General features: G+C 67.9%; 23 protein-coding genes. 13 read left to right on the plus strand and 10 right to left on the minus strand.

Going from position 1 to position 18792, the window contains the following annotated elements; genetic code table 11:
* A complete protein-coding gene (acpS, locus tag ACFO5K_RS22585) occupies positions 1-438 on the plus strand; it encodes a holo-ACP synthase AcpS (protein WP_378566541.1) in 438 nt (145 codons plus the stop codon).
* 6 nt (positions 439-444) lie between these two features.
* Here acpS and ACFO5K_RS22590 read toward each other — a convergent pair whose 3' ends face one another.
* Positions 445-1080, minus strand: a complete 636-nt coding sequence (locus ACFO5K_RS22590) for a TetR family transcriptional regulator (RefSeq protein ID WP_378566933.1) — start codon at positions 1078-1080, stop codon at positions 445-447.
* A 316-nt stretch (positions 1081-1396) separates the two neighbouring features.
* Here ACFO5K_RS22590 and ACFO5K_RS22595 point away from each other — a divergent pair, with 316 nt between their 5' ends.
* Entirely contained in the window at positions 1397-2635 is a 1239-nt protein-coding gene (locus ACFO5K_RS22595) for a hypothetical protein (protein WP_378566544.1), read from the plus strand.
* 39 nt (positions 2636-2674) lie between these two features.
* On the opposite strand, the gene ACFO5K_RS22600 is transcribed toward ACFO5K_RS22595, so the two are convergent.
* Both ACFO5K_RS22600 and ACFO5K_RS22605 read right to left on the minus strand, forming a co-directional pair.
* Positions 2675-3460: an ABC transporter permease gene (locus ACFO5K_RS22600; protein ID WP_378566547.1), complete on the minus strand. Its 786-nt coding sequence runs from the start codon at positions 3458-3460 to the stop codon at positions 2675-2677.
* The gene (locus tag ACFO5K_RS22605) at positions 3457-4431 is read right to left on the minus strand and encodes an ATP-binding cassette domain-containing protein (protein WP_378566550.1); all 975 of its coding nucleotides are present in this window, start codon (positions 4429-4431) and stop codon (positions 3457-3459) included. The genes ACFO5K_RS22600 and ACFO5K_RS22605 overlap by 4 nt, the downstream gene beginning before the upstream one ends.
* Positions 4432-4548: 117 nt before the next feature.
* Between ACFO5K_RS22605 and ACFO5K_RS22610 the strand changes: the two genes are divergently transcribed.
* Entirely contained in the window at positions 4549-5274 is a 726-nt protein-coding gene (locus ACFO5K_RS22610; protein ID WP_378566553.1) for a TetR/AcrR family transcriptional regulator, read from the plus strand.
* Here ACFO5K_RS22610 and bcp read toward each other — a convergent pair whose 3' ends face one another.
* Positions 5275-5748, minus strand: a complete 474-nt coding sequence (bcp, locus tag ACFO5K_RS22615; protein ID WP_378566556.1) for a thioredoxin-dependent thiol peroxidase — start codon at positions 5746-5748, stop codon at positions 5275-5277.
* A 74-nt stretch (positions 5749-5822) separates the two neighbouring features.
* On the opposite strand from bcp, the gene ACFO5K_RS22620 reads away from it, so the two are divergent.
* Positions 5823-6056, plus strand: a complete 234-nt coding sequence (locus tag ACFO5K_RS22620; protein WP_378566559.1) for a DUF3618 domain-containing protein — start codon at positions 5823-5825, stop codon at positions 6054-6056.
* A 70-nt stretch (positions 6057-6126) separates the two neighbouring features.
* Here ACFO5K_RS22620 and ACFO5K_RS22625 read toward each other — a convergent pair whose 3' ends face one another.
* Together ACFO5K_RS22625 and ACFO5K_RS22630 are read right to left on the minus strand one after the other, a co-directional pair.
* Complete coding sequence (locus tag ACFO5K_RS22625; protein WP_378566562.1) at positions 6127-6423, minus strand: excalibur calcium-binding domain-containing protein; 297 nt, start codon at positions 6421-6423, stop codon at positions 6127-6129.
* Positions 6424-6532: 109 nt separating this feature from the next.
* Complete coding sequence (locus ACFO5K_RS22630; protein WP_378566565.1) at positions 6533-7510, minus strand: pirin family protein; 978 nt, start codon at positions 7508-7510, stop codon at positions 6533-6535.
* 69 nt (positions 7511-7579) lie between these two features.
* Here ACFO5K_RS22630 and ACFO5K_RS22635 point away from each other — a divergent pair, with 69 nt between their 5' ends.
* Together ACFO5K_RS22635 and ACFO5K_RS22640 are read left to right on the plus strand one after the other, a co-directional pair.
* A complete protein-coding gene (locus ACFO5K_RS22635) occupies positions 7580-8044 on the plus strand; it encodes a MarR family winged helix-turn-helix transcriptional regulator (RefSeq protein WP_378566568.1) in 465 nt (154 codons plus the stop codon).
* Between the two features lie 53 nt (positions 8045-8097).
* Positions 8098-8901 carry an alpha/beta fold hydrolase gene (locus ACFO5K_RS22640; RefSeq protein ID WP_378566571.1) on the plus strand — a complete coding sequence of 268 codons (804 nt, stop codon included), beginning with the start codon at positions 8098-8100 and terminating at the stop codon, positions 8899-8901.
* Here the strand turns inward: ACFO5K_RS22640 and ACFO5K_RS22645 are convergent.
* A complete protein-coding gene (locus tag ACFO5K_RS22645) occupies positions 8898-9794 on the minus strand; it encodes a LysR family transcriptional regulator ArgP (RefSeq protein ID WP_378566574.1) in 897 nt (298 codons plus the stop codon). The two genes, ACFO5K_RS22640 and ACFO5K_RS22645, sit on opposite strands and share 4 nt — an antisense overlap.
* 67 nt (positions 9795-9861) lie before the next feature.
* Here ACFO5K_RS22645 and ACFO5K_RS22650 point away from each other — a divergent pair, with 67 nt between their 5' ends.
* A complete protein-coding gene (locus ACFO5K_RS22650) occupies positions 9862-10482 on the plus strand; it encodes a LysE/ArgO family amino acid transporter (RefSeq protein ID WP_378566936.1) in 621 nt (206 codons plus the stop codon).
* 4 nt (positions 10483-10486) lie between these two features.
* Here the strand turns inward: ACFO5K_RS22650 and ACFO5K_RS22655 are convergent, their stop codons facing one another.
* The 3 genes from ACFO5K_RS22655 to ACFO5K_RS22665 all read right to left on the minus strand — a co-directional run bounded on the left by ACFO5K_RS22655 (position 10487) and on the right by ACFO5K_RS22665 (position 12946).
* Positions 10487-10828, minus strand: coding sequence for a hypothetical protein (locus tag ACFO5K_RS22655; RefSeq protein WP_378566577.1), 342 nt, complete (start codon positions 10826-10828; stop codon positions 10487-10489).
* 75 nt (positions 10829-10903) lie between these two features.
* Complete coding sequence (locus tag ACFO5K_RS22660) at positions 10904-11536, minus strand: transglycosylase SLT domain-containing protein (RefSeq protein ID WP_378566580.1); 633 nt, start codon at positions 11534-11536, stop codon at positions 10904-10906.
* 474 nt (positions 11537-12010) lie between these two features.
* A complete protein-coding gene (locus ACFO5K_RS22665) occupies positions 12011-12946 on the minus strand; it encodes a LysR family transcriptional regulator (protein WP_378566583.1) in 936 nt (311 codons plus the stop codon).
* 70 nt (positions 12947-13016) lie between these two features.
* Between ACFO5K_RS22665 and ACFO5K_RS22670 the strand changes: the two genes are divergently transcribed.
* The 6 genes from ACFO5K_RS22670 (at position 13017) to ACFO5K_RS22695 (ending at position 18783) form a co-directional block, all read left to right on the plus strand.
* Complete coding sequence (locus tag ACFO5K_RS22670) at positions 13017-14219, plus strand: TDT family transporter (RefSeq protein ID WP_378566586.1); 1203 nt, start codon at positions 13017-13019, stop codon at positions 14217-14219.
* A 77-nt stretch (positions 14220-14296) separates the two neighbouring features.
* The gene (locus tag ACFO5K_RS22675) at positions 14297-14449 is read left to right on the plus strand and encodes a hypothetical protein (protein ID WP_378566589.1); all 153 of its coding nucleotides are present in this window, start codon (positions 14297-14299) and stop codon (positions 14447-14449) included.
* Between the two features lie 9 nt (positions 14450-14458).
* Complete coding sequence (locus ACFO5K_RS22680; protein ID WP_378566592.1) at positions 14459-15682, plus strand: MFS transporter; 1224 nt, start codon at positions 14459-14461, stop codon at positions 15680-15682.
* Entirely contained in the window at positions 15679-16746 is a 1068-nt protein-coding gene (locus ACFO5K_RS22685; RefSeq protein ID WP_378566595.1) for a flavin-containing monooxygenase, read from the plus strand. The genes ACFO5K_RS22680 and ACFO5K_RS22685 overlap by 4 nt, the downstream gene beginning before the upstream one ends.
* A 1030-nt stretch (positions 16747-17776) precedes the next feature.
* A complete protein-coding gene (locus ACFO5K_RS22690) occupies positions 17777-18313 on the plus strand; it encodes a DUF6882 domain-containing protein (protein WP_378566598.1) in 537 nt (178 codons plus the stop codon).
* Positions 18314-18435: 122 nt separating this feature from the next.
* Entirely contained in the window at positions 18436-18783 is a 348-nt protein-coding gene (locus tag ACFO5K_RS22695) for a hypothetical protein (protein WP_378566601.1), read from the plus strand.
* Positions 18784-18792 lie beyond the last annotated feature (9 nt).

The following is an 18792-nucleotide window of genomic DNA, read 5'->3' on the forward strand; positions in this document are numbered from 1 at the left end:
GTGACGATTCTGGGTATCGGTTTGGACTTGGTGACCATCTCCGAGTTCTCCGAACAGCTGCAACGGACCGGGTCGACCATGCTCAGGGAGAGCTTCACCGCTGGTGAACGCCGCTACTGCCAGAGCAAGCAGACCGACCCGGCCCGCAGCTTCGCCGCTCGCTGGGCCGCGAAGGAGGCGGTGCTCAAAGCCTGGGCATCGTCTCGCTTCGCGCGCAGCCCGCAGATCGGGGACAACCCGTACCCGCTGATCGAGGTGGTCAACGACGCGTGGGGCAGGCCGAGCATCAAACTGCACGGCCTGGCCGCGGAGTTCCTGCCGCGTGTGCGGGTGCATCTGTCGTTGACCCACGACGGTGACACCGCCGCGGCGATGGTGGTGCTGGAGGACCCGGGCGAGTTGGCCGACCTCATCGAGGGAAGAGCGGGGAACGGCTAGGCCGTGTCAGTGCTCTTCGTCGGAGTCGGCGCGCCCGTGTCGCGACTCCTTCTCGGCGACAAGCAGGTAGGCGACCATCAGCCGCTTCAACTCGGCGACGGCGTCGGCGTTGGACTGCTCGTCCTGCACCGAGAAGTTCAGCATCGAATAGACCACGTGCACCAGCACCTCGGCCATCATCGAGCGCCGGGCCCGCGGGGTGCGCGGGGTGAGCGGGCGCAGCATCTGCGAGACGACTTCGGCGAATTCCTTCTCGTGCAGCGCGCCGGTCGCCCGGGTGGAGGGGGTGGACTGCATGGCCAGCCACACCTCGCGCCGCGACGGGTCGGTGGTCCACAGGTTCGCCAGGTGATCGACGAACTGATTCATGTGCCGCAACCAGTCCAGTGACGGCACCTCGCCGTGGAAGTCGGCCAGTTCCCGCGAAACCGCGACGAGGTCTTGGCGATTGAGCTCGCAGACGATCACGTACTTGTTGGCGAAGAACTGGTAGAGGGTGCCGATGGGCACCTCGGCGCGCTGGGCGACCTCTTCGCAGGTGAACGACTCGAAGCCCACCTCGACCAGCAGTTCTCGTGACGACTGCAGCAGCGCGTCGAATTTGCGTTTGCTGCGTTCCTGGGTCGGCCGCTTGCGTGGCATCAACTCTTGCGGGTCGTCCTGCAATTCCAGCGCAGGGTCCGGACGGCTCTGCTTGGACCGGGCCTGCGCGTGTACTTCCACTCATCCAGGCTAGCGGTAGACCCGACCGCGCGGCAGCCGCATGCCGAGAGCGTGTCCGGAACCGGTGATATTCCACCCATCCGGGCCCCACCCGGTGACGAATCATCTGATGAGCGTGCGTGCATCCGCATGCTTATTCGCGGCTGAACCATTCGCCGCAACCGACCTACCGCGAAGTGACGGGACCCAGCTGTCCTGTTCAGCGCACCGTTTCGCACAGGGGAAGGCAAGGCTTGTGGCAACAGGATCTGTGGTAACCCTCGGCGTCAGCACCGAGCGAGGAGCCGTGCACGCGGTGGCCCTCGCGGAGGCGGGCGGCACCCTCAGCGACCGGATGTTGCTGCGGCGCACCGTGCGTGCCGGGGGCGACAGCAAGGCCGAGGTGGCCGTCGCGGTGCAGAACGCGCTCGAGGCGCTCACCGCCGAAGTGGCCGACGAACACGAGATCGCGGGGGCGGCAGTGAGTTACCGCGATGCCGCCGAGCGGCGTGCGATCGTCACCCGGCTGGCCGCCACCGCGTGGAACACCGCCTCGCTGGTCTCGGCCAAATCGGCGCATCTGCACGTCGCCGGCGCGATGACCTGGCTCGACGAGTTCGACAATCTGCTGGTTTACGAAGCGGTACCCGGCTACCAGGCGATGACGCTGCTCGACCCGGGCAGGCACCGCGTGCTCACCGCCTACGGTCAGACCGGCGCACCCACCCCCGACGCGCTGCGCACGGGGGTGTCGGCGGCCTGGGATCAGTTCGAGGCGGCCGCGGCGCGGCCGGGCGCGGTGGTGCTCATCGGATCCTCCGCCGACGCGCCCGCGGTGCGCGAAGCGGTGGCCGGATTCGGGGTGCCGGTGCTGCCGTGCCGGTTGGCGCCCTTCGCCCCCGCGGCCGGCGCCGCGCTGGTGGCGCTGGGCGATGCCAAGGTGGTGCCGGTGACCATTGCGCCGCGGTCCAAGCGCGGCACGGCAATGGTCGCCGCGGCCGCGAGCGTGCTGGCCGGTGGGCTGGTCGGCGGCGGTGCGTACGCGGCGTTGAACGGCGGCACCCAGCCGGTGGACAACACCGCGGTGTCCTCGGGCCCGGGCGCCGAACCCGCGCGGCCGGGCCCGGCCGCGGCGGCGGTGCCCGGACTGCGGGACGCGGCCGACACCGGTTCGGCGCAGACCGGATCCGCCGGCGGGATCGATTCCGGCAGCGACCTGCAGGTCACGCCCGCGCAGGAACCGGCGCCGGGCGCGCCCTACGACACGATGTCACCGAATCCGCAACTGGAGAACCCGGGCCGGTTCCCACTCTCCTACCCGACCGAGCTCTACGGCGACGCACCGCAGGACGAACCGCTGCCCTTGGAACCCGTCGTGCCACCGGTGCACGACATTCCGGCCGCGGCCCCCGCCGTGCCCGGCACCGGCATCCCGCTCAGCATGCGACCCGCCGAAGCGGTGACGCCCAACGGAATGTCGCAATCGGCGGACTGATCCACCGCGAAAGGGGCTCCCAGGAGCCCCTTTCGCCGCTCAGGTGCGCGTGCGCCGACGGAACAACACCCCGGCCGCGAGATACCCCGCGAGTGCGATCCCACCGCACCACAGCACGGCGAGCAACCCGCTGTTGCCGATCGGGGTGCCCATCAGCAGGCCGCGCATCGTCTCGATGATCGGCGTCACCGGCTGGTTCTCGGCGAAACGGTGCAGCCACACCGGCATCGACTCGGTCGGCACGAACGCGCTGCTCACATACGGCAGGAACATGAAGAAGAAGGTGAACCCGTTGGCCGCCTCCGGGTTTCGCGCGAGCAGACCGAGCGCGGCCGACAGCCACGACAGCGCGAACACGAACATGGTGAGCACCCCGACCACACCCAGCCACCGCAGTGGATCGGTGGTCGGCCGGAAGCCCAGCGCGACCGCGACCCCGATCACGATGCCCGACGTGATCAAGTTCCGGATCAAGCTCTCGGCGACGTGCCCGGTGAGCACCGCCGATCGGGCGATCGCCATGGCCCGGAACCTGTCGATGATGCCCTCGGCCAGATCCAGCGACAGCGCCACCGCGGTCGTCGACGCACCGAAGCTCGCGCACAGCAGGATGATGCCGGGTACCACGTAGTCGATGTAGGCGCCGTCTCCCACATCCATCGCGCCGCCGAAAACGAAGACGAACATCAGCAGGATCATCACGGGCAGGACGATGGTCATGATCACGGTGTCGGGACTGCGCAGGGTGCGGCGGACGTTGCGGTCCAGCATCGTCACCGAATCCTGGGCGGTCCGCAGCCCGGAGCGGGCGAGTTGGGTGCTCATGCTGCGGCCACCGTTCGGTTGGGTTGACCGGTCAACGCGAAGAACACGTCGTCGAGGTCGGGAGTGTGCACGGTCAGCTGTTCGATGGCGATGCCGAGTTCGGCGAAACTGTCCAGGAGCAGCTTGATCTCGGCGACGCTGCCATCAGAGGGGATCTGCAAGACCAGTTGTTCGGGGTCGAGCTGGACTCCCGCTCGCGACACGGCATGCGCGTCGACCGCCTGTGCCGCCGCGGCCAGCAGTGTGCTGTCGGCGAACCGGAAGCGGATGTGCCCACCGGTGATCAGCCCTTTGAGTTCGGCCGGTGTGCCGTCGGCGACGATGCGGCCGCCGTCGAGCACGGCGATTCGGTCGGCGAGGTGATCGGCCTCCTCGAGGTACTGGGTGGTGAGCAGGATGGTGGTCCCATCGGCGGCCAGCTCCCGGATGGCCGTCCACAGGTCGCGGCGGCTGCGCGGATCGAGCCCGGTGGTGGGCTCATCGAGAAAGACCATGCGTGGTCTGCCCATCAAGCTCATGGCGAGATCGAGTCGGCGGCGCATACCGCCGGAATAGGAAGCGACCGGTTTGTCGGCGGCGGCTACCAGGTCGAAGCGTTCCAGTAGGTCGGTGCTGCGCCGGGTGGTTTCCCGCTTGCCCAGGTGGAGCAGTCTGCCGGTGAGCCGCAGGTTCTCGGTGCCCGTCAGCACGCCGTCGACGGCGGCGTATTGGCCGGTGACTCCGATCAGTTCGCGGACACGGTCGGCCGCGGTGACCGTGTCGTGCCCGAAGATGTGCGCCGTACCGCCGTCGGGCTCGCTCAGGGTGGCGAGGATGCGGACCAGTGTCGTCTTGCCTGCGCCGTTCGGGCCGAGAAGTGCGAAGACAGTGCCCGGTTCGACATCGAGGTGGAGGTCGTCGAGGACCACGTGGGTGCCAAAGGCTCTGCGTAGGTGGCGCACCGACAGGGCCGGTGCTGGTTCGGGTGTCATGAATACTCTCCGATCGAGAAACTGTTTAGCCTATAAACCTTGTTTATAGGCTAAACAGTTTACGACCGCAAGAGTGCCCGGGTTAGAGTTGAGACGAGCAGAGGAGGCAGTGCGCAGATGACGACGTCCGGCGACACAGCGCTACCGAGAGCGGTCGAGCTGATGTGGGGCATGGAGCAAGCGGGCGGACGTGGACCCAAGCGGACGCTCACCCTGGACCAGATCCTCGACGCCGCCACCGCGGTGGCCGATGCCGAGGGGTTCGCCGCGCTGTCGATGAACCGGGTCGCCCAGCACCTCGGCTTCACCGCCATGTCGCTGTATCGCTATGTCGACAGCAAGAACACACTGGTCGACCTGCTGATGGACCGAATCGTCGGGCCGCCACCCGAGATCGCTGACGGGACACCGTGGCGGGCCGCGCTCGAACAGTGGGCCTCGGCCGAGTTCGAACGCCTCGGCCGTCATTCGTGGTGGCTCGACATCCCGCTGAGCCGGCCGCCGATGGGGCCGAACAATATCGCCTGGCTCGAGGCCGCGCTGTGCGCGCTCGCCGAGACGCCGGTGCCGGAACCGGCCAAACTGCAACTGGTGACGAATGTGTCGATGTTCGTCGTGGGCAAGCGGCGATTCCTGCGCGACTTGCGGGCCGAGGAAGACGGCGGCGCCTTCGTCGCGGTGATGGCCCGGGTGCTGGACCCGCAACGCTTCCCCGCGGTGTCGGCCGCGCTCTCCGCCGCCGCCTTCGACGATGACGATGTCGATTGGGAGCAGGCCGATTTCGAATTCGGCCTGGCCCGCTTGCTCGACGGTTACGAGGCTTTCATCGCCACCTTCGCCTGACTACACCGACAGGTCGCGGCGCAGCTTGGCGACGTGGCCGGTGGCGCGCACGTTGTACTGGGCAACTTCGATCTTGCCCTGCTCGTCGACCAGGAACGTCGAACGGATCACGCCGGTGACGGTCTTGCCGTACATCTTCTTCTCGCCGAACGCGCCCCACTGCTGCAACACGGTGCGCTCGGGATCCGACAGCAACGGGAAGGTCAGGCCCTCGTTGTCGCGGAACTTGGCCAACTTGGCCGGCTTGTCGGGGGAGATGCCGAGCACCTCGAGGCCCGCGCCGCCCAGTTCGGCCAGGTTGTCGCGGAAATCGCAGGCCTGCTTGGTGCAGCCGGGAGTGCTCGCGGCCGGGTAGAAGTAGACGATCACCTTGCGGCCGCGGTAATCCGACAGCGACACGTCGTTGCCGTCGGCGTCGGGCAGCGTGAACTCGGGTGCGGTGTCTCCGGGGGAGAGGCGATGGTTGTCGGTCACCACCGCACGGTATCCGACCGGGTGCGGTGGCGGCATGGATAGACTCGTCGACGAGCACAGACACATACCTGGAGGTGACGGTGGCCAAGGACGACACCGACCGGATCGAACGCGAGATCGAGATCGCGCGCACCCGGTTGGCGACCACGCTCGACGAACTGGCGGTGCGCGCGGATCCGCAGCGCATCGCCGACGACACCAAGGCGGTTGTGGTCGCCAAGTTGAACGACCCCAAGGTCAAATACGGCCTGATCGGCGCCGGTGCCCTCGTGGCAGGCCTGCTCTTGGTCAAGGTCTTCCGCCGCTGACCGTGCGGCGCGGAAACGCAGAACACCCGATGCGGCAGCTGCCACATCGGGTGTTTCTGTGTTCGGTGCGCTAGACCGTCGGGCAGGCCAGGCCGTCGCCGTCGGGATCGAGATGCGGCGAGTAGCCCGGCTCACCGCGGAACAGCGGGGCGCGACCCGCGGCCATGGCCTCTTCGCAGCTGCTGAAGGTGCCCCCGGCCGAGCCGCTCTGGACCAGGCTGGACGAGCCGGTGCCGTTGAGGATCGAGTCGAAGCTGGAGGAGCCGGTGCCCGTGGAACCCGTGACCGGGTTGGCGTGCGCGGTGGGGGCCACGAGCAGGCCGAGGCCTACTGCGGCGAGGCTGATGGTGAGCCGGCGAACGTTCATGAATTCCTCTATGTCTGCTGCGGTTCGGATGTTGGCCCGGACACACGTCCTGAGCGGCCCCGTCCACTTTTGTGACGGTGCGTCCGGTTGTCAACCGCACCGTACCCGCCTATTCGCCCAGTCGGCGACCGGTGCGGTGTTCTGCGGGAACGGTTCCCATGCGACCGGCCTGGAAATCCTGCATCGCCTCGATGATTTCCTCCCGAGTGTTCATCACGAAAGGCCCGTACTGGATCACGGGTTCACGCAACGGTGTGCCACCGAGCAGTAGCACCTCGAGATCACCGGTGGTGGTGTGCTGACGGGCGTCGGCGGCCAAGGTGATGGCCTCGCCCTTGCCGAACACCACCAGTTGCCCCGCGCTGATCGGTCGACGGTCGGTGCCCGCGGTCCCGCTGCCCGCGAGTACGTAGGCCATGGCCGTGAAGTGCTGGGGCCACGGGGTTTCGAGCTGGGCGCCCGGGCTGACCGAAGCGTGCGCGTACGCGATCGGGGTGTAGGTGGAACCGGGGCCGGTGAATCCGGCGAGCTCGCCCGCGATCAGGCGAACCAGTGCGCCGCCGTCGTGGGTGCTCACCAGGGTGAGTTCGCTGCCGCGCAGGTCCTGGTAGCGCGGAGTGGCGAACTTCTGGGCGCGCGGCAGGTTCACCCACAGCTGGATGCCGTGGAAGGTCCCACCGGAGATCACCAGCTTCTCTTCGGGGAGTTCGTCGTGCAGCATGCCCGAGCCCGCGGTCATCCACTGGGTGTCGCCCTCGCCGATCACGCCGCCGCCACCCTGGGAATCGTGGTGGACCATCGTGCCGTCGAGCATGTAGGTGACCGTTTCGAAGCCGCGGTGCGGGTGCCAGGGCGCGCCCTTGGCCTCGTAGGGCTCGTAGGCGACCGGGCCCATCTGGTCGAGCAGGATGAAGGGGTCGGCCGCGCGCAGGTCGACGCTCGGGAAGGGGCGGGTCACCTCGAAGCCCGCGCCTTCCTGCTGGCGCGCGGCGGTGACGATCTGCCGGACGGATCGCTGGGTTTCGGTGACGTCGGGGCGGGGCAGCCGGGGCAGCACCATGATGTCGTCGACGGTGATAGCGGGCATGGGGAGCGCCTCCTGGAGTCGAACTGCTTTGGTTTCCATGTCAACCAATTGGGTTCTAGGATCATTCCCGTGACCCGATGGTTGACCGAGGAAGAGCAGCAGACCTGGCAGGCCTTCATCCGCATGCGCCAGCGCCTGGACGCGGCGATCAGCGCCGGCCTGGGCGAACACGGACTGTCGATGTCGGACTACGAGCTGATGGTGCCGCTCTCGGCCGCGCCGAACGGGTGCCTGCGGGCCAAGGAACTCGCGGGGGAGGTGTGCTGGGACAAGTCGCGGCTGTCCAAACAGCTGGCCAGGATGGCCGCGCGCGGGCTCGTCGACCGCACCCCGGCCGCCGACGACGCCCGCGGCATCGTGGTCGCGCTCACCGACCGGGGCCGCGAGGTGCTGCGTGCGGCCGCGCCCGAACACGTCGAACTGGTGCGGGAAGTGTTCGTGGACCGGCTGGACCACCAGGAAGGCCACGCGTTGCGCTCGCTGTCGAACAAGGTGATCGCGGCCGTCGAGGAACGCGACGCACCACCGGGCTGACGGGCCGCCGCCGTCGTGGCGAAGGTCCACCGGGATGACGGTAAGGTCGGCGGATGCCTCTCGTCTCGCTCAACGGCATTCAGCTCAACTACGACGTCACCGGATCGGGACCGCTGGTCCTGCTGGTGATGGGCAGTGCGAGCCCGGGCCGTGTCTGGCGCACCTATCAGGTACCCGCCCTGGTGCGGGCGGGCTTTCGTGTCGCCACCGTCGACAACCGGGGAATCGCGCCGTCGTCGGAATCGGCGGCCGGGATCACGATGGCCGATCTGGTCGGCGACACGGCGGCACTGATCGAACACCTCGGCGCGCCCGCGCATGTGGTCGGCACCTCGATGGGTGCGCGGGTGGTCGCCGAACTGGCGCTCGCGCGTCCGGAACTGCTGGGCAAAGCCGTGCTGATGGCCGCTACCGCCCGCCCGTACCCGGTGACCAGCACCCTGAGCAAGGGCGAACAAGCGCTCTACGACAAGGGAATTCAGCTGCCCCCGGAGTACTCCGCGGCGATCAAGGCCGTGCTGAACCTGTCTCCGCACACGCTGGCCGACCCGGCCAAGGCCCAGGAGTGGCTCGACATCTTCGAATTCACCGCGGGCAAGGGCACACCCGGCACGCGGGCGCAGGCCGGGATGGACCGGTCCCAGGACCGCAGCGCGGCATATCGGCGGATCACGGTGCCCAGCTTGGTGATCGGCTTCGGCGATGATCAGATGGTGCCGCCGCGGTTCGGTCGCGAGGTCGCCGAGGCCATCCCGACGGCCACCTACACCCAGATCGAGCAGTGCGGGCACTACGGCTATCTCGAGCGGCCCGATGAGGTCAACCGGGTGCTGATCGACTTCCTCTCCGCCGGCTAGGTCACCGGGCGCAGCGCCGTCACGGCGCCGGCGCCGATCGCAGCCGCGACGGCGTTCAAAGCGGGCGAGTCCAGCTTCCACTGCTGCCAGTACAGCGGCACATCGATGCGCGACGCACCGTCGATGTTCACCAGAGTGCCCGCGGCCCGCTCGGTCTCGGTCTGCAGGTCGGGCAGCATGCCCCAGCCCAAACCCAGGCGCACCGCCTCGGCGAACGCGGTGGACGACGGGACGAAATGGGTGGGCGGGTCGATCGGCTCCGGATTCGTGGCGCGCAGGTGACGCCACTGCAGGTCGTCTTTGCGGTCGAACTGGATCATCGGAACCTCGGCGTAGGAGCCGGGACGCGCACCGTCCGGGAACCAGTGCCGCGCGAAGTCCGGGGTGGCCAGGGCCTGGTAGCGCATCGCGCCGAGCGGTTCGACCCGGCAACCCTGCACCGGCGTCGCCGTCGCGGTGATCGCCGCCATCACCGTGCCGTCGCGCAGCAGGCGGGTGGTGTGTTCCTCGTCTTCGCGGTGGAGTTCGAAACAGATCCCGCCCGTGACCCGCGACAGCGCGGGCAGCACCCAGGTTTCGAGGGAATCGGCGTTGACGGCGATCGGGATCCGCGCCGGGCGCCCGGCCGGTCGATTCGCCTCGCCGAGTTCGCGGGCGGCTTCGCCGGCGAGCAGGTCCACCTGCCGGGCCAACCGCAGCACCGCGAGCCCGGATTCGGTGGCGCGCACCGGTTTCGAACGCTGCACCAGGATGCGGCCCGCTGCTTCCTCCAGCGCTTTGATCCGCTGACTGATCGCCGACGGGGTGACGTTCAATCGCCGTGCCGCCGCCTCGAAGGTGCCTTCGGTGAGCACGGCATCGAGGGCGCGCAATTGGTCGAGCTGTAGATCCACGTCAAGTGATTCTAATGATGGTGAAGAATAAACAGCTGGACTGTATATGGCGGCACTTCTACCGTCGATGAACGTGACGGCAGCATCGGCGGCAATGGCCGCCCTCTCGGGATTGGGTTTCGGGCTCTCGCTCATCGTGGCGATCGGCGCGCAGAACGCGTTCGTCCTGCGTCAAGGCGTGCGCGGTGGGCACGTGTTCGCGGTGGTCGCGATCTGCGCGCTGTCCGACATCGTGCTGATCGCGGCGGGGGTGGCGGGCTTCGGCGCTGTGGTCGAGTCGTTTCCGGCCGTACTGACCGTCGCGCGCTGGGCGGGGGCGGTCTTCCTGATCGGCTACGCGCTGTTCGCGGCCCGGCGCGCGCTCGGATCATCGGCGCTGCTGGTCGAGACCGGCACCGCCACGGCCCTGAGCGCGTCGGTGCTCACCTGCCTGGCCCTCACCTGGCTCAATCCGCACGTCTACCTGGACACCCTCGTGCTGTTCGGTTCCTTCGCCAGTACATGGGCGGCACCGCTGCGGTGGTTTGTGGCGGGCGGGGCCATGTTCGCCAGCGTCGTGTGGTTCCTGGCGCTCGGCTACGGGGCCCGGCGGCTGGGCCCGCTCTTCGCGCGGCCCGCCGCCTGGCGCGTGCTCGACTCGCTGATCGCGGTCGTGATGATCGTGCTGGCGGTGAAGCTGGTGGTGTGACGGCTCAGGATCCGGTCCAGGGCTTCACCGGCGGCTTGACCCACAGCAGTTTCTCGTCGGCGTGGGCGCGGACCGCGGCCGAGTGCCGCGGGTTGCGGGCCGCCCACGCGTCCTTCTGGTCCAGCAGGTCCGCGACCACTCGCCAGGTCTCGCCGGTGCTCGGCGGGTTGGTGTCGGCGGCGCGCGCCAGTTTGCGCAGGACGGGCGCGGGCAGCGCCAGCAGTTCGGCGCTGCGGATATCGCGCGACCACACGTAGGCGGCCAACCGGCGGGCCTTGGCGACGCGGCTCGCGGTGGCCGCGTCGGAATGCGCGTGATCGGGTGCCTGGTCGGCGCTGTCTGGCACGCGCCCGATTCTACGACGAACGCCCGCGCCCCGGTCTTCCCCAACCGGTGCGCGGGCGTTGTGTGGTGACGGTGCTCAGTAGGCGCTGTTCACGTTGTCCATCGAGCCGTAGCGGTGGGCTGCGTAGTTGCAGGCCGCGACGATGTTGGACACCGGGTTCCAGACATCGAACGGGGTGCCGTCGACGTGGTAGGCGGCGAAGGTGGGGTCGATCACCTGGAGCAGGCCCTTGGAGGGGATGCCGTTGATCGCGTTGATGTCCCACAGGTTGATCGCCTGGGGGTTGCCCGTCGACTCGCGCATGATGTTGCGGTGGATGCCCTCGTAGCTGCCGGGGATGCCCTTGGCGGCCATGATGTCGAGCGCCTCGCGGATCCAGCCGTCGAGGTTGTTCGGGTAGGCGGGAGCCGGTTCCGGCATCGGGGCCGGGGCGGGCTCGGGGGCCGGGGCGGGTGCCGGGGCGGCCTCGACTTCGGGCGCGGGTGCCGGGGCGGGGATGGTCTCGATGGCCGGTGCGGCACCGACGGCCGGGATGGTTTCGGCCTGCTCGACGACCATGGCGGCACGCTCGGGCGCGCTGTCGTCGGCGAAGGACACCGCCGAGGACGCTGTGACGGCGATCAGACCGACGGAGGCCACAGCCACAGTGAACGCCTCACGGCGCGATCGGCGGCTGATAACGCTGCTGAGCTTGTCTTTGTTGAGCATGTGCTGTTCTGTTCCTTCATCTCTGTCTGGCGACCGCGAGGCCCGGTGGGGGCGCGGTGGACCGCGCAGCGCGCGCAGCGGCGCACGCCGGTCAGGCGATGTGTTGTTTCTGTCCATATGGGGAATGTGCGACGCTGGTGAGAGGACAGACGCTCGATGGCTGTCTGTCGCGTCGCACGGTGCTCCACAGCTGGCTGCGGGGAGACCACGCGCTGTCCGGTGCCGGGAAGGTTGGATACCTCCGCGTTGACCAAACCGCAGGTCTGTTTATGACCTGATGACAGAATGGTCACGACGGGTTAACGCAGGGTGAACGAAATTCAAACGCCAGGTGCTGGCGATCTTGGTTCACTTGCCGGGTGGTTGCAGAATCGTTATGTATGCAGGAGGTTTACACTGCCGCTCTGCGTGGTATGGGTCACAGAAAAAATTTGCCTCTGACAGGTTTCTTTCGTGTTCACCCAGCTCATCGGCTCACTGATGCGGCTCGCCAGAGCCGATCCCGGACCGGTGGGCGATGGTGACGAGGTCGCGCGCCGGGCCTTTGGGCGCAGTGCCCGCCGGCCAGACCGCGCGCAGGACGCGATCCAGCTCCAGCCCTGTGATCGTCGGAATGACCAACGTGCCCGCCGCCGCCTCGGCGGCCACGGCGAGCGAGCTGAGAATGGCGGGCCCGGCTCCGGCGGCCACCGCGGCTTTGATGGCGGTGGTCGAGGACAGCTGCAACGCCGCCGGCGCGGGTCGGGCGCCGGGGTACTGGCGCGCCAGGCAGTCCTCGAACCAGTCACGGGTGCCGGAGCCCGATTCCCGTTGCAGCAGGGGTGTCGCGGCCAGCTCGTCGACGTCGACGGTGCCGCGCCGTGCCCACCGGTGCCCCGGAGCGACCGCCACGACCAGTCGGTCTCTGGCGATCACCCGGCTGTCGAGGCTGTCGAAGTGCTGTCGGCTCTCGACGAATCCGATCGCCGCGCGGCCGTCGAGCACCGCCTGCGCCATGTCGGCCGAATTACCGGAATCGAGTGCGATGCTCAGATCCGGCGCCGCCGCGCGCAGGTTCGTCAGCCACTGTGGGAGCAGGTATTCGGCGATGGTCTGCGAGGCCGCGACCCGCAGTTGTGAGCGGTGTTCGGTCCGCAAGGTCTCGATGCCGGTGTCCAGGCGGCTCGCGGCATCGATCACCGCGCGCGCCCATTCCACGATGAGCTCGCCGGCGCGAGTGGGACGCGAACCCAGGGTGCTGCGCTCGAGTACCGGCACGCCGACCAGCTTCTCCAGTGTTCGTATGCGCGAGGACGCGGACGGCTGACTGATCCCGTGAGCCTGCGCGGCCCGGCCGAGGCTGCCGAGCTCGACCACCGACAGCAGCAGGTCGAGAGCGGCGAGGTCCGGAACACGAGGCGACAGGGGCATAGATCGATTCTATGCACCCATGTCTGCGCGACGGCTACCGGCGAAAGCCGCGCCGCACGAGCCTGGACCTATGACCATTACCGTGCCGCGCAGGCCCGAAGTTCTCGCTCGGAACGCCGGGTCCGCACGAACCGATGCGCTGGCCCACGTCGGCCTCAACTGGTTCGCCATCGTCATGGGCACTGGTATCACGGCGAACGCGGCCGCCCAGCTGCCCCTACAGCTGCCCGGACTGCGTGCCGCGGCCACGGGCCTGTGGCTGCTGGCCGCGGCGCTGTTGGCCGCCCTCGGTGCGGCATGGGCGATGCGCGCGATCCGGCACTCCGAACATGCCCGCGCCGACCGCGACCATCCCGTCCTCGCCCACTTCGCCGGTGCGGCGCCGATGGCGGTGCTCACCGTCGGCACGGGAGCGCTGCTGTTCGGCCCCGACCTCATCGGTGCGAGCGCGGCCGTGACCCTGGCGTGGGTGCTGTGGCCTGTCGGCGCGGTAATGGGGCTGGCCACCGCGTTCGCCGTGCCCTACCGGATGATCACCCGGACGCCGGCACAGCGACCCGACGCGGCATTCGGCGGCTGGCTGATGCCGGTCGTACCCCCGATGGTCGCCGCGGCGACCGGTGCGCTGCTCATCCCGCACACTCCGCCGGGACAGGCCAGGCTCACCCTGGTGATCTGCTGTGGCGCCATGTTCGGGCTCAGCCTCTTCGCCGCCCTGATCACCACCACCATGATCTGGTCCCGGCTGATGCACTTCGGAGCACCCGGTGCCGGTTTGGTGCCCACCCTGTGGATCGTGCTCGGGCCACTGGGTCAGTCGGTGACCGCGGCATCGGCCATGGCCGATGCCACACCTGGGCTGCTGCCGGCTCCACAGGCGGAGACGGCCGTCGCGGCCGCGACCATATTCGGGATCGCTACCTGGGGTTTCGCCATGCTGTGGCTGGCTTTGGCGCTCGCGGTCACCGCCCGCGCCATCCGGGCTCGCGCGCTGCCCTTCTCGCTCACCTGGTGGGGATTCACTTTCCCACTGGGCACCTGCGTCACCGCGAGTACCGCATTGTTCCAGCACACCGGCGCCGACCTGTTCGCCGTCGCCGCGGTGGCGCTGTACGCACTACTGGTCGGCAACTGGGGGACAGTGGCCGTTCGCACCGCACGCGGAGTGCGCGACGGTTCCCTGTTGCGACCTGGTGCACCGGCTCCGGAGCAGAACGCGGCTGCCGCAGCCCCTCGGTTCGCGGCTTGGACGCGGGCCGGTGCATCGACGTAGATCTATGGTTGTGTTCATCGACGCTGATCGATACTCTCGGATTATTGATCGATCCAAGTCGATGAAAGAGGTCTGTGATGAGCGTCCTGCCCGTTGTTGTCGTCGGAGCCGGTCTGGTCGGCCCCGCCGCCGCCGAACCGGCCCGCCGTGATTTGCCGTGGCTCCCGGAGCTCCGCCTCGGCGCGCCCGCCGCTTTGCAGGAACTGCCGTTGACCTCGCCTGCGCGCTGACCCGCTGCGATGCAGGTTGTTTCGACGTCCGCGGCACCCGCCGCAACCGGGTTGCGGCAGGTGCTGGTGGTCTTGTGCCTCACCGAGATCACCAGCTGGGGAATCCTGTTCTACGCCTTCCCGGTCCTGCTCGGGTCCATCGCCACCGACACCGGCTGGTCTGCCACCGCGTTGACGGCGGTTTTCTCGGCCGGGCAGTTGCTCACCGCGCTGACCGGGATCTTCGCCGGGCGCCGCCTGGACCGCCACGGGCCCCGAGTGGTGATGACAGCGGGCTCGGTGCTCGCGGTCACCGCGCTGATCATCGTGGCCACCGCGCAAACCCTGATGATGTTTCTGCTCGGATGGGTACTGGTCGGGGTGGCGATGGGTGCGGTGCTGTATCCACCCGCGTTCGCGGCATTGACCCGCTGGTACGGGCCCGACCGGGTGAAGGCCCTGACCGTGCTGACCCTCGCCGGTGGACTCGCCTCCACCGTGTTCGCTCCCCTGACCGCGGCCCTGGTGTCACGGTTGGACTGGCGCGCAACCTATCTGGTGCTGGCGGTGATCCTCGCGATCGTGACCGTTCCCGCACACTGGTTCGGATTGCGCCTGCCCTGGCCCGAGCGTCCTGACCAGAACACCGAACACGTCCACTCCGGCCCTCCCGGTGCGATCGCGCGCAGCCGGCCCTTCCTGCTGCTGGCGATCGCGTTGAGCGTCACCGGGTTCGCTTCGTTCGCGGTGGTGGTCACCCTCGTACCGTTGATGACCGAACGCGGGATCTCCACCACCACCGCCGCGATCGCCCTCGGCCTCGGCGGAATCGGGCAGGTCGCCAGCCGCATCGGCTACAGCGCCTTCGCTGCCCGTACCAGCGTGCGCACCCGCACCACAGTCATCCTGGTCGCGATCGCGGCCACCACCATGCTGCTCGGAATCTTCACCACCGCAGCAACATTGACCATCGCAGCCGTGCTCTCCGGCATGGCACGCGGCGTGTTCACCCTGCTACAGGCCACCGCGATCACCGACCGGTGGGGCACGGCCCACTACGGGCAACTCACCGGGCTGCTGTCGGCGCCCATGACCGTCGCCCTGGCCTCGGCCCCGTTCGCCGCCACCGCCCTCGCCTCGGGGTTGGGTGGCTACCCCACCACCTTCGTGATCCTCGGCAGCGCCGCCGCCGTGGCCGCGGCGCTGTCCTTGTCCACTATCCCGAAACACGCACCGAAGGAACAACACTCATGATCGACGCCCTCGTCATCGGCGCAGGCCAATCCGGGCTCACCGCCGCCCGCGCACTCACCGACCACCACCTGGCGCCCGTCGTCCTGGAGGCCGGGCCCGACACGGCCGGTTCGTGGCCGCACTACTACGACAGCCTCACCCTGTTCTCACCCGCCCAGCACGCCACCATGCCCGGCCTGGACTTTCCCGCCGACCCCCACCACTACCCGCATCGCGACGAAGTCGTCGACTACCTGCGCCGCTACGCCGAAACCCTCGACGCCGACATTCGCACCGACACCACCGTCACCACCGTCGAGGCGCACCCCGACGAAGGGTTCGTCGTCCATACCGGGGACGGCGGGCAATTCCACACCGCCGGGATCGTCGCAGCCACCGGTTCTTTCGGTAACCCGTACCTGCCCGAACTTCCCGGGCAAGACCGGTTCGGTGGGAACCTGCTGCATGTCGCCGACTATCGCCGCCCCCAGGATCACACCGGCCGGCGGGTGGTCGTCGTCGGTGCGGGCAACTCCGCGGTGCAGGTCGCCTACGAACTCGCCGACCACGCCACCGTCACCCTGGCCACCCGCCACCCGATCAACTTCTTGCCCCAGCACCGCGACGGACACGACATCCACCACTGGCTCGTCTCCACCGGATTCGACCGACTCCCGCTGGAATGGCTCGTCCGCTACGTCGGCGGCACCCTCGTCATGGACACCGGCGACTACCGGCAAGCCCTCACCGCCGGGCGCATCGACCGCCGGCCCATGTTCACCGGCTTCGACACCGGCGCCATCGTCTGGCCGGACGGCACGCGCGAACCAGCCGACACCGTGGTGTTCGCCACCGGTTACCGACCCGACCTCGGCTACCTCACCGAGCTCGGCGCCCTCGCCGACGGCTTCCCACGCCACAGCGCCGGGGTATCGACGACGCACCCCGGGCTGGTCTACGTCGGGCTGGAGTTCCAGCGGTCGTTTTCCTCCAACACGCTGCGCGGGGTCCATCGCGACGCCGAACTCGTGATCAACGCGCTGGCTGCCCACATCAACCAGGCACCGGCGAAGATAGGACTGTAGATCCGCACCGGGCTTATGGCAGCCGACGGGGCACGATGGCAGCCGACGGTGTCGCATTGGCACGATGGCAGCCCGACGGTGTCGCATGGGCACGGCGCGAGCTATCCGGTGCCGCGGGTAGGGGCGTGTATACGCCGCGGCCTGATCGGAGCGAACAGCAGTGGCCGGTCGTCGAGGATGTGACGAGACACATAGCTTCGAAAGCAGGACTCGGCGCGCCGTCGATCGAGCCCTGTGAAGTCCGTTGCGCGGCAGTAGCCAGACCGGAAGTTCGGCCCTGAATTCGGGCGTACTTCCGGTCACGGCCCGCAAAAAGAAGCAGGTCAGGACCGATGACCGGTCCTGACCTGCTTCTTGTTGTGCGCCATCAGGGACTCGAACCCCGAACCCGCTGATCGAGGCTCTTGGGCTTCGCGCTGGTAGTCGCCATGTTTGAGGGCGAGGCAACCGTTCGGGGATCGAGTCGGAACCGGCGTCTCACCGTCGCTGACCTGTGGTTTTTTGGCCGCGATGATGTGCGGAAGGCGGGAACTCTTGGGGAATTCTTGGGGCGGGGTCGAGTCGGAACCTACCGTTGCGGTCCGAGACGGTCTGGTGATCAGCGGAATTTGGGATCGGCTACCCAACCGGCGCTGAGGACCAGCGCAGTCGAGCGCTGGATGTTGTGGAAGCCGAAGAGACGATCGTGACAGACCGTGATTTTCCTGGGCTGCTCGACGGTCGCCGGGGTGATGTTCTCCGGTCATGCTGGGACCCTCGATGCCGATGCCGATGCCGATGCCGAAGCCGTTCGCGGTGAATGAGGCGGCGACGACCTGCTGGGCTTCTCCGAGAACCAGATCCCGTTCCGATATCAGAGGCAGAGGTTGGCCGTAGTCGTGAAGTCGTCGTCGGTGAAGTCGTGATGAGCGGCCAACCTTGACTGCGACTCGGTGAGTCACCGCACTGGTTGCACCCTCGCTCGCGGACTTGCGTCGCGTTGACCGTGAGGGATAGGTTGGCCAGTTCTGTTGTGTGCAAGGAGGTTTCGGTGGGGTTTTTCAGGCGGCGAACGAAAATGGATGCGGCGGAGGGAAAGCCTGATCTGGCGCTATTGCTGATGCAGGGCGAAGATCTGATCGACCAATTGGGGAAGGCGCATATGACCTGGGGGCTTGGCTCGGCCGATCGGTGGGATCTCGACCAGACCACCGGACTGATCTCCTGGACCTTCCCCAGCAAGACCGCAACAGCTCCCGCACAAATCATCGGCAGCCACAATCCGGGAGCCGGTACATGGATGTGGGCTTGGTCCAATGAGAGCATTCTGCCCGAGCTGAGCCGTGACTCCGTGGCCTTCTGCGATTGGGCAGTGGCCAACGACCTTCCTGGGTTGGCCGAGCCGGTTGCCGAGGCGGACGATGAGCAAGCCGCCACGTTCGCCACGCCTGCCGTGCGGGTCACCGAGGCAACCGGTTTCTACCGAGCTTCCAGCGGCTCATCGTCCACATTCATCACCTTCGGCCCAGTCACCCTCACCGCGCAAGATGGCACGACCTCGAATGTAGCGATCAACATCTCGGCCTAGCGGCGGACGGAAGTGGTTGTACGCGTGAGATATTGACTGAAACCCATTCGTCGATGAGCACGTGCGGATCGATAACAACTTCTCACGAAACACATCGGTATGGCGTAGTGATGCACTCGTCTATGCAGGTCGAAAGTAGCCTCTTGGGGCTGCTCCATGTGTCACCGGATCGAGTAGCAGTCCCCATCGACCGCAGATACTGCGACGAGGACGAGCTTCATGAACTGATCTGGCAGGCTTGGTCCGACGCAAAAATCGACAACGACCTCAGCATTAACCACGAGCTCGATCTTTCGGTGGGAACCTCGGCCGTGAAGAGCTGCGGGATCGACCTCGTCGCCACCTACGACGACCAGCACCGAGTCGGAGTCGAGGCCAGGGGCGCTGGCTGGTGGGCTTCAGATGTGGTGCAAGACCAATTTGTCCGGTACGCCGAGACCTGGCGCAGATCGACTCGTTGCTCCTATTGACCGCTGATC

It is taken from the genome of Nocardia halotolerans (genome assembly GCF_042650145.1).
GTDB classification, from domain to species: Bacteria; Actinomycetota; Actinomycetes; order Mycobacteriales; family Mycobacteriaceae; genus Nocardia; species Nocardia halotolerans.

Coding starts and splice junctions, on each gene's coding strand:
- ACFO5K_RS22590 (WP_378566933.1), bottom strand. CDS start 1,080: ATGCCACGCAAGCGGCCGACCCAGGAACGCAGCAAACGCAAATTCGAC.
- ACFO5K_RS22600 (WP_378566547.1), bottom strand. CDS start 3,460: ATGAGCACCCAACTCGCCCGCTCCGGGCTGCGGACCGCCCAGGATTCG.
- ACFO5K_RS22605 (WP_378566550.1), bottom strand. CDS start 4,431: ATGACACCCGAACCAGCACCGGCCCTGTCGGTGCGCCACCTACGCAGA.
- ACFO5K_RS22610 (WP_378566553.1), top strand. CDS start 4,549: ATGACGACGTCCGGCGACACAGCGCTACCGAGAGCGGTCGAGCTGATG.
- ACFO5K_RS22625 (WP_378566562.1), bottom strand. CDS start 6,423: ATGAACGTTCGCCGGCTCACCATCAGCCTCGCCGCAGTAGGCCTCGGC.
- ACFO5K_RS22630 (WP_378566565.1), bottom strand. CDS start 7,510: ATGCCCGCTATCACCGTCGACGACATCATGGTGCTGCCCCGGCTGCCC.
- ACFO5K_RS22640 (WP_378566571.1), top strand. CDS start 8,098: ATGCCTCTCGTCTCGCTCAACGGCATTCAGCTCAACTACGACGTCACC.
- ACFO5K_RS22650 (WP_378566936.1), top strand. CDS start 9,862: ATGAACGTGACGGCAGCATCGGCGGCAATGGCCGCCCTCTCGGGATTG.
- ACFO5K_RS22660 (WP_378566580.1), bottom strand. CDS start 11,536: ATGCTCAACAAAGACAAGCTCAGCAGCGTTATCAGCCGCCGATCGCGC.
- ACFO5K_RS22665 (WP_378566583.1), bottom strand. CDS start 12,946: ATGCCCCTGTCGCCTCGTGTTCCGGACCTCGCCGCTCTCGACCTGCTG.
- ACFO5K_RS22670 (WP_378566586.1), top strand. CDS start 13,017: ATGACCATTACCGTGCCGCGCAGGCCCGAAGTTCTCGCTCGGAACGCC.
- ACFO5K_RS22675 (WP_378566589.1), top strand. CDS start 14,297: ATGAGCGTCCTGCCCGTTGTTGTCGTCGGAGCCGGTCTGGTCGGCCCC.
- ACFO5K_RS22680 (WP_378566592.1), top strand. CDS start 14,459: ATGCAGGTTGTTTCGACGTCCGCGGCACCCGCCGCAACCGGGTTGCGG.
- ACFO5K_RS22685 (WP_378566595.1), top strand. CDS start 15,679: ATGATCGACGCCCTCGTCATCGGCGCAGGCCAATCCGGGCTCACCGCC.
- ACFO5K_RS22695 (WP_378566601.1), top strand. CDS start 18,436: ATGCAGGTCGAAAGTAGCCTCTTGGGGCTGCTCCATGTGTCACCGGAT.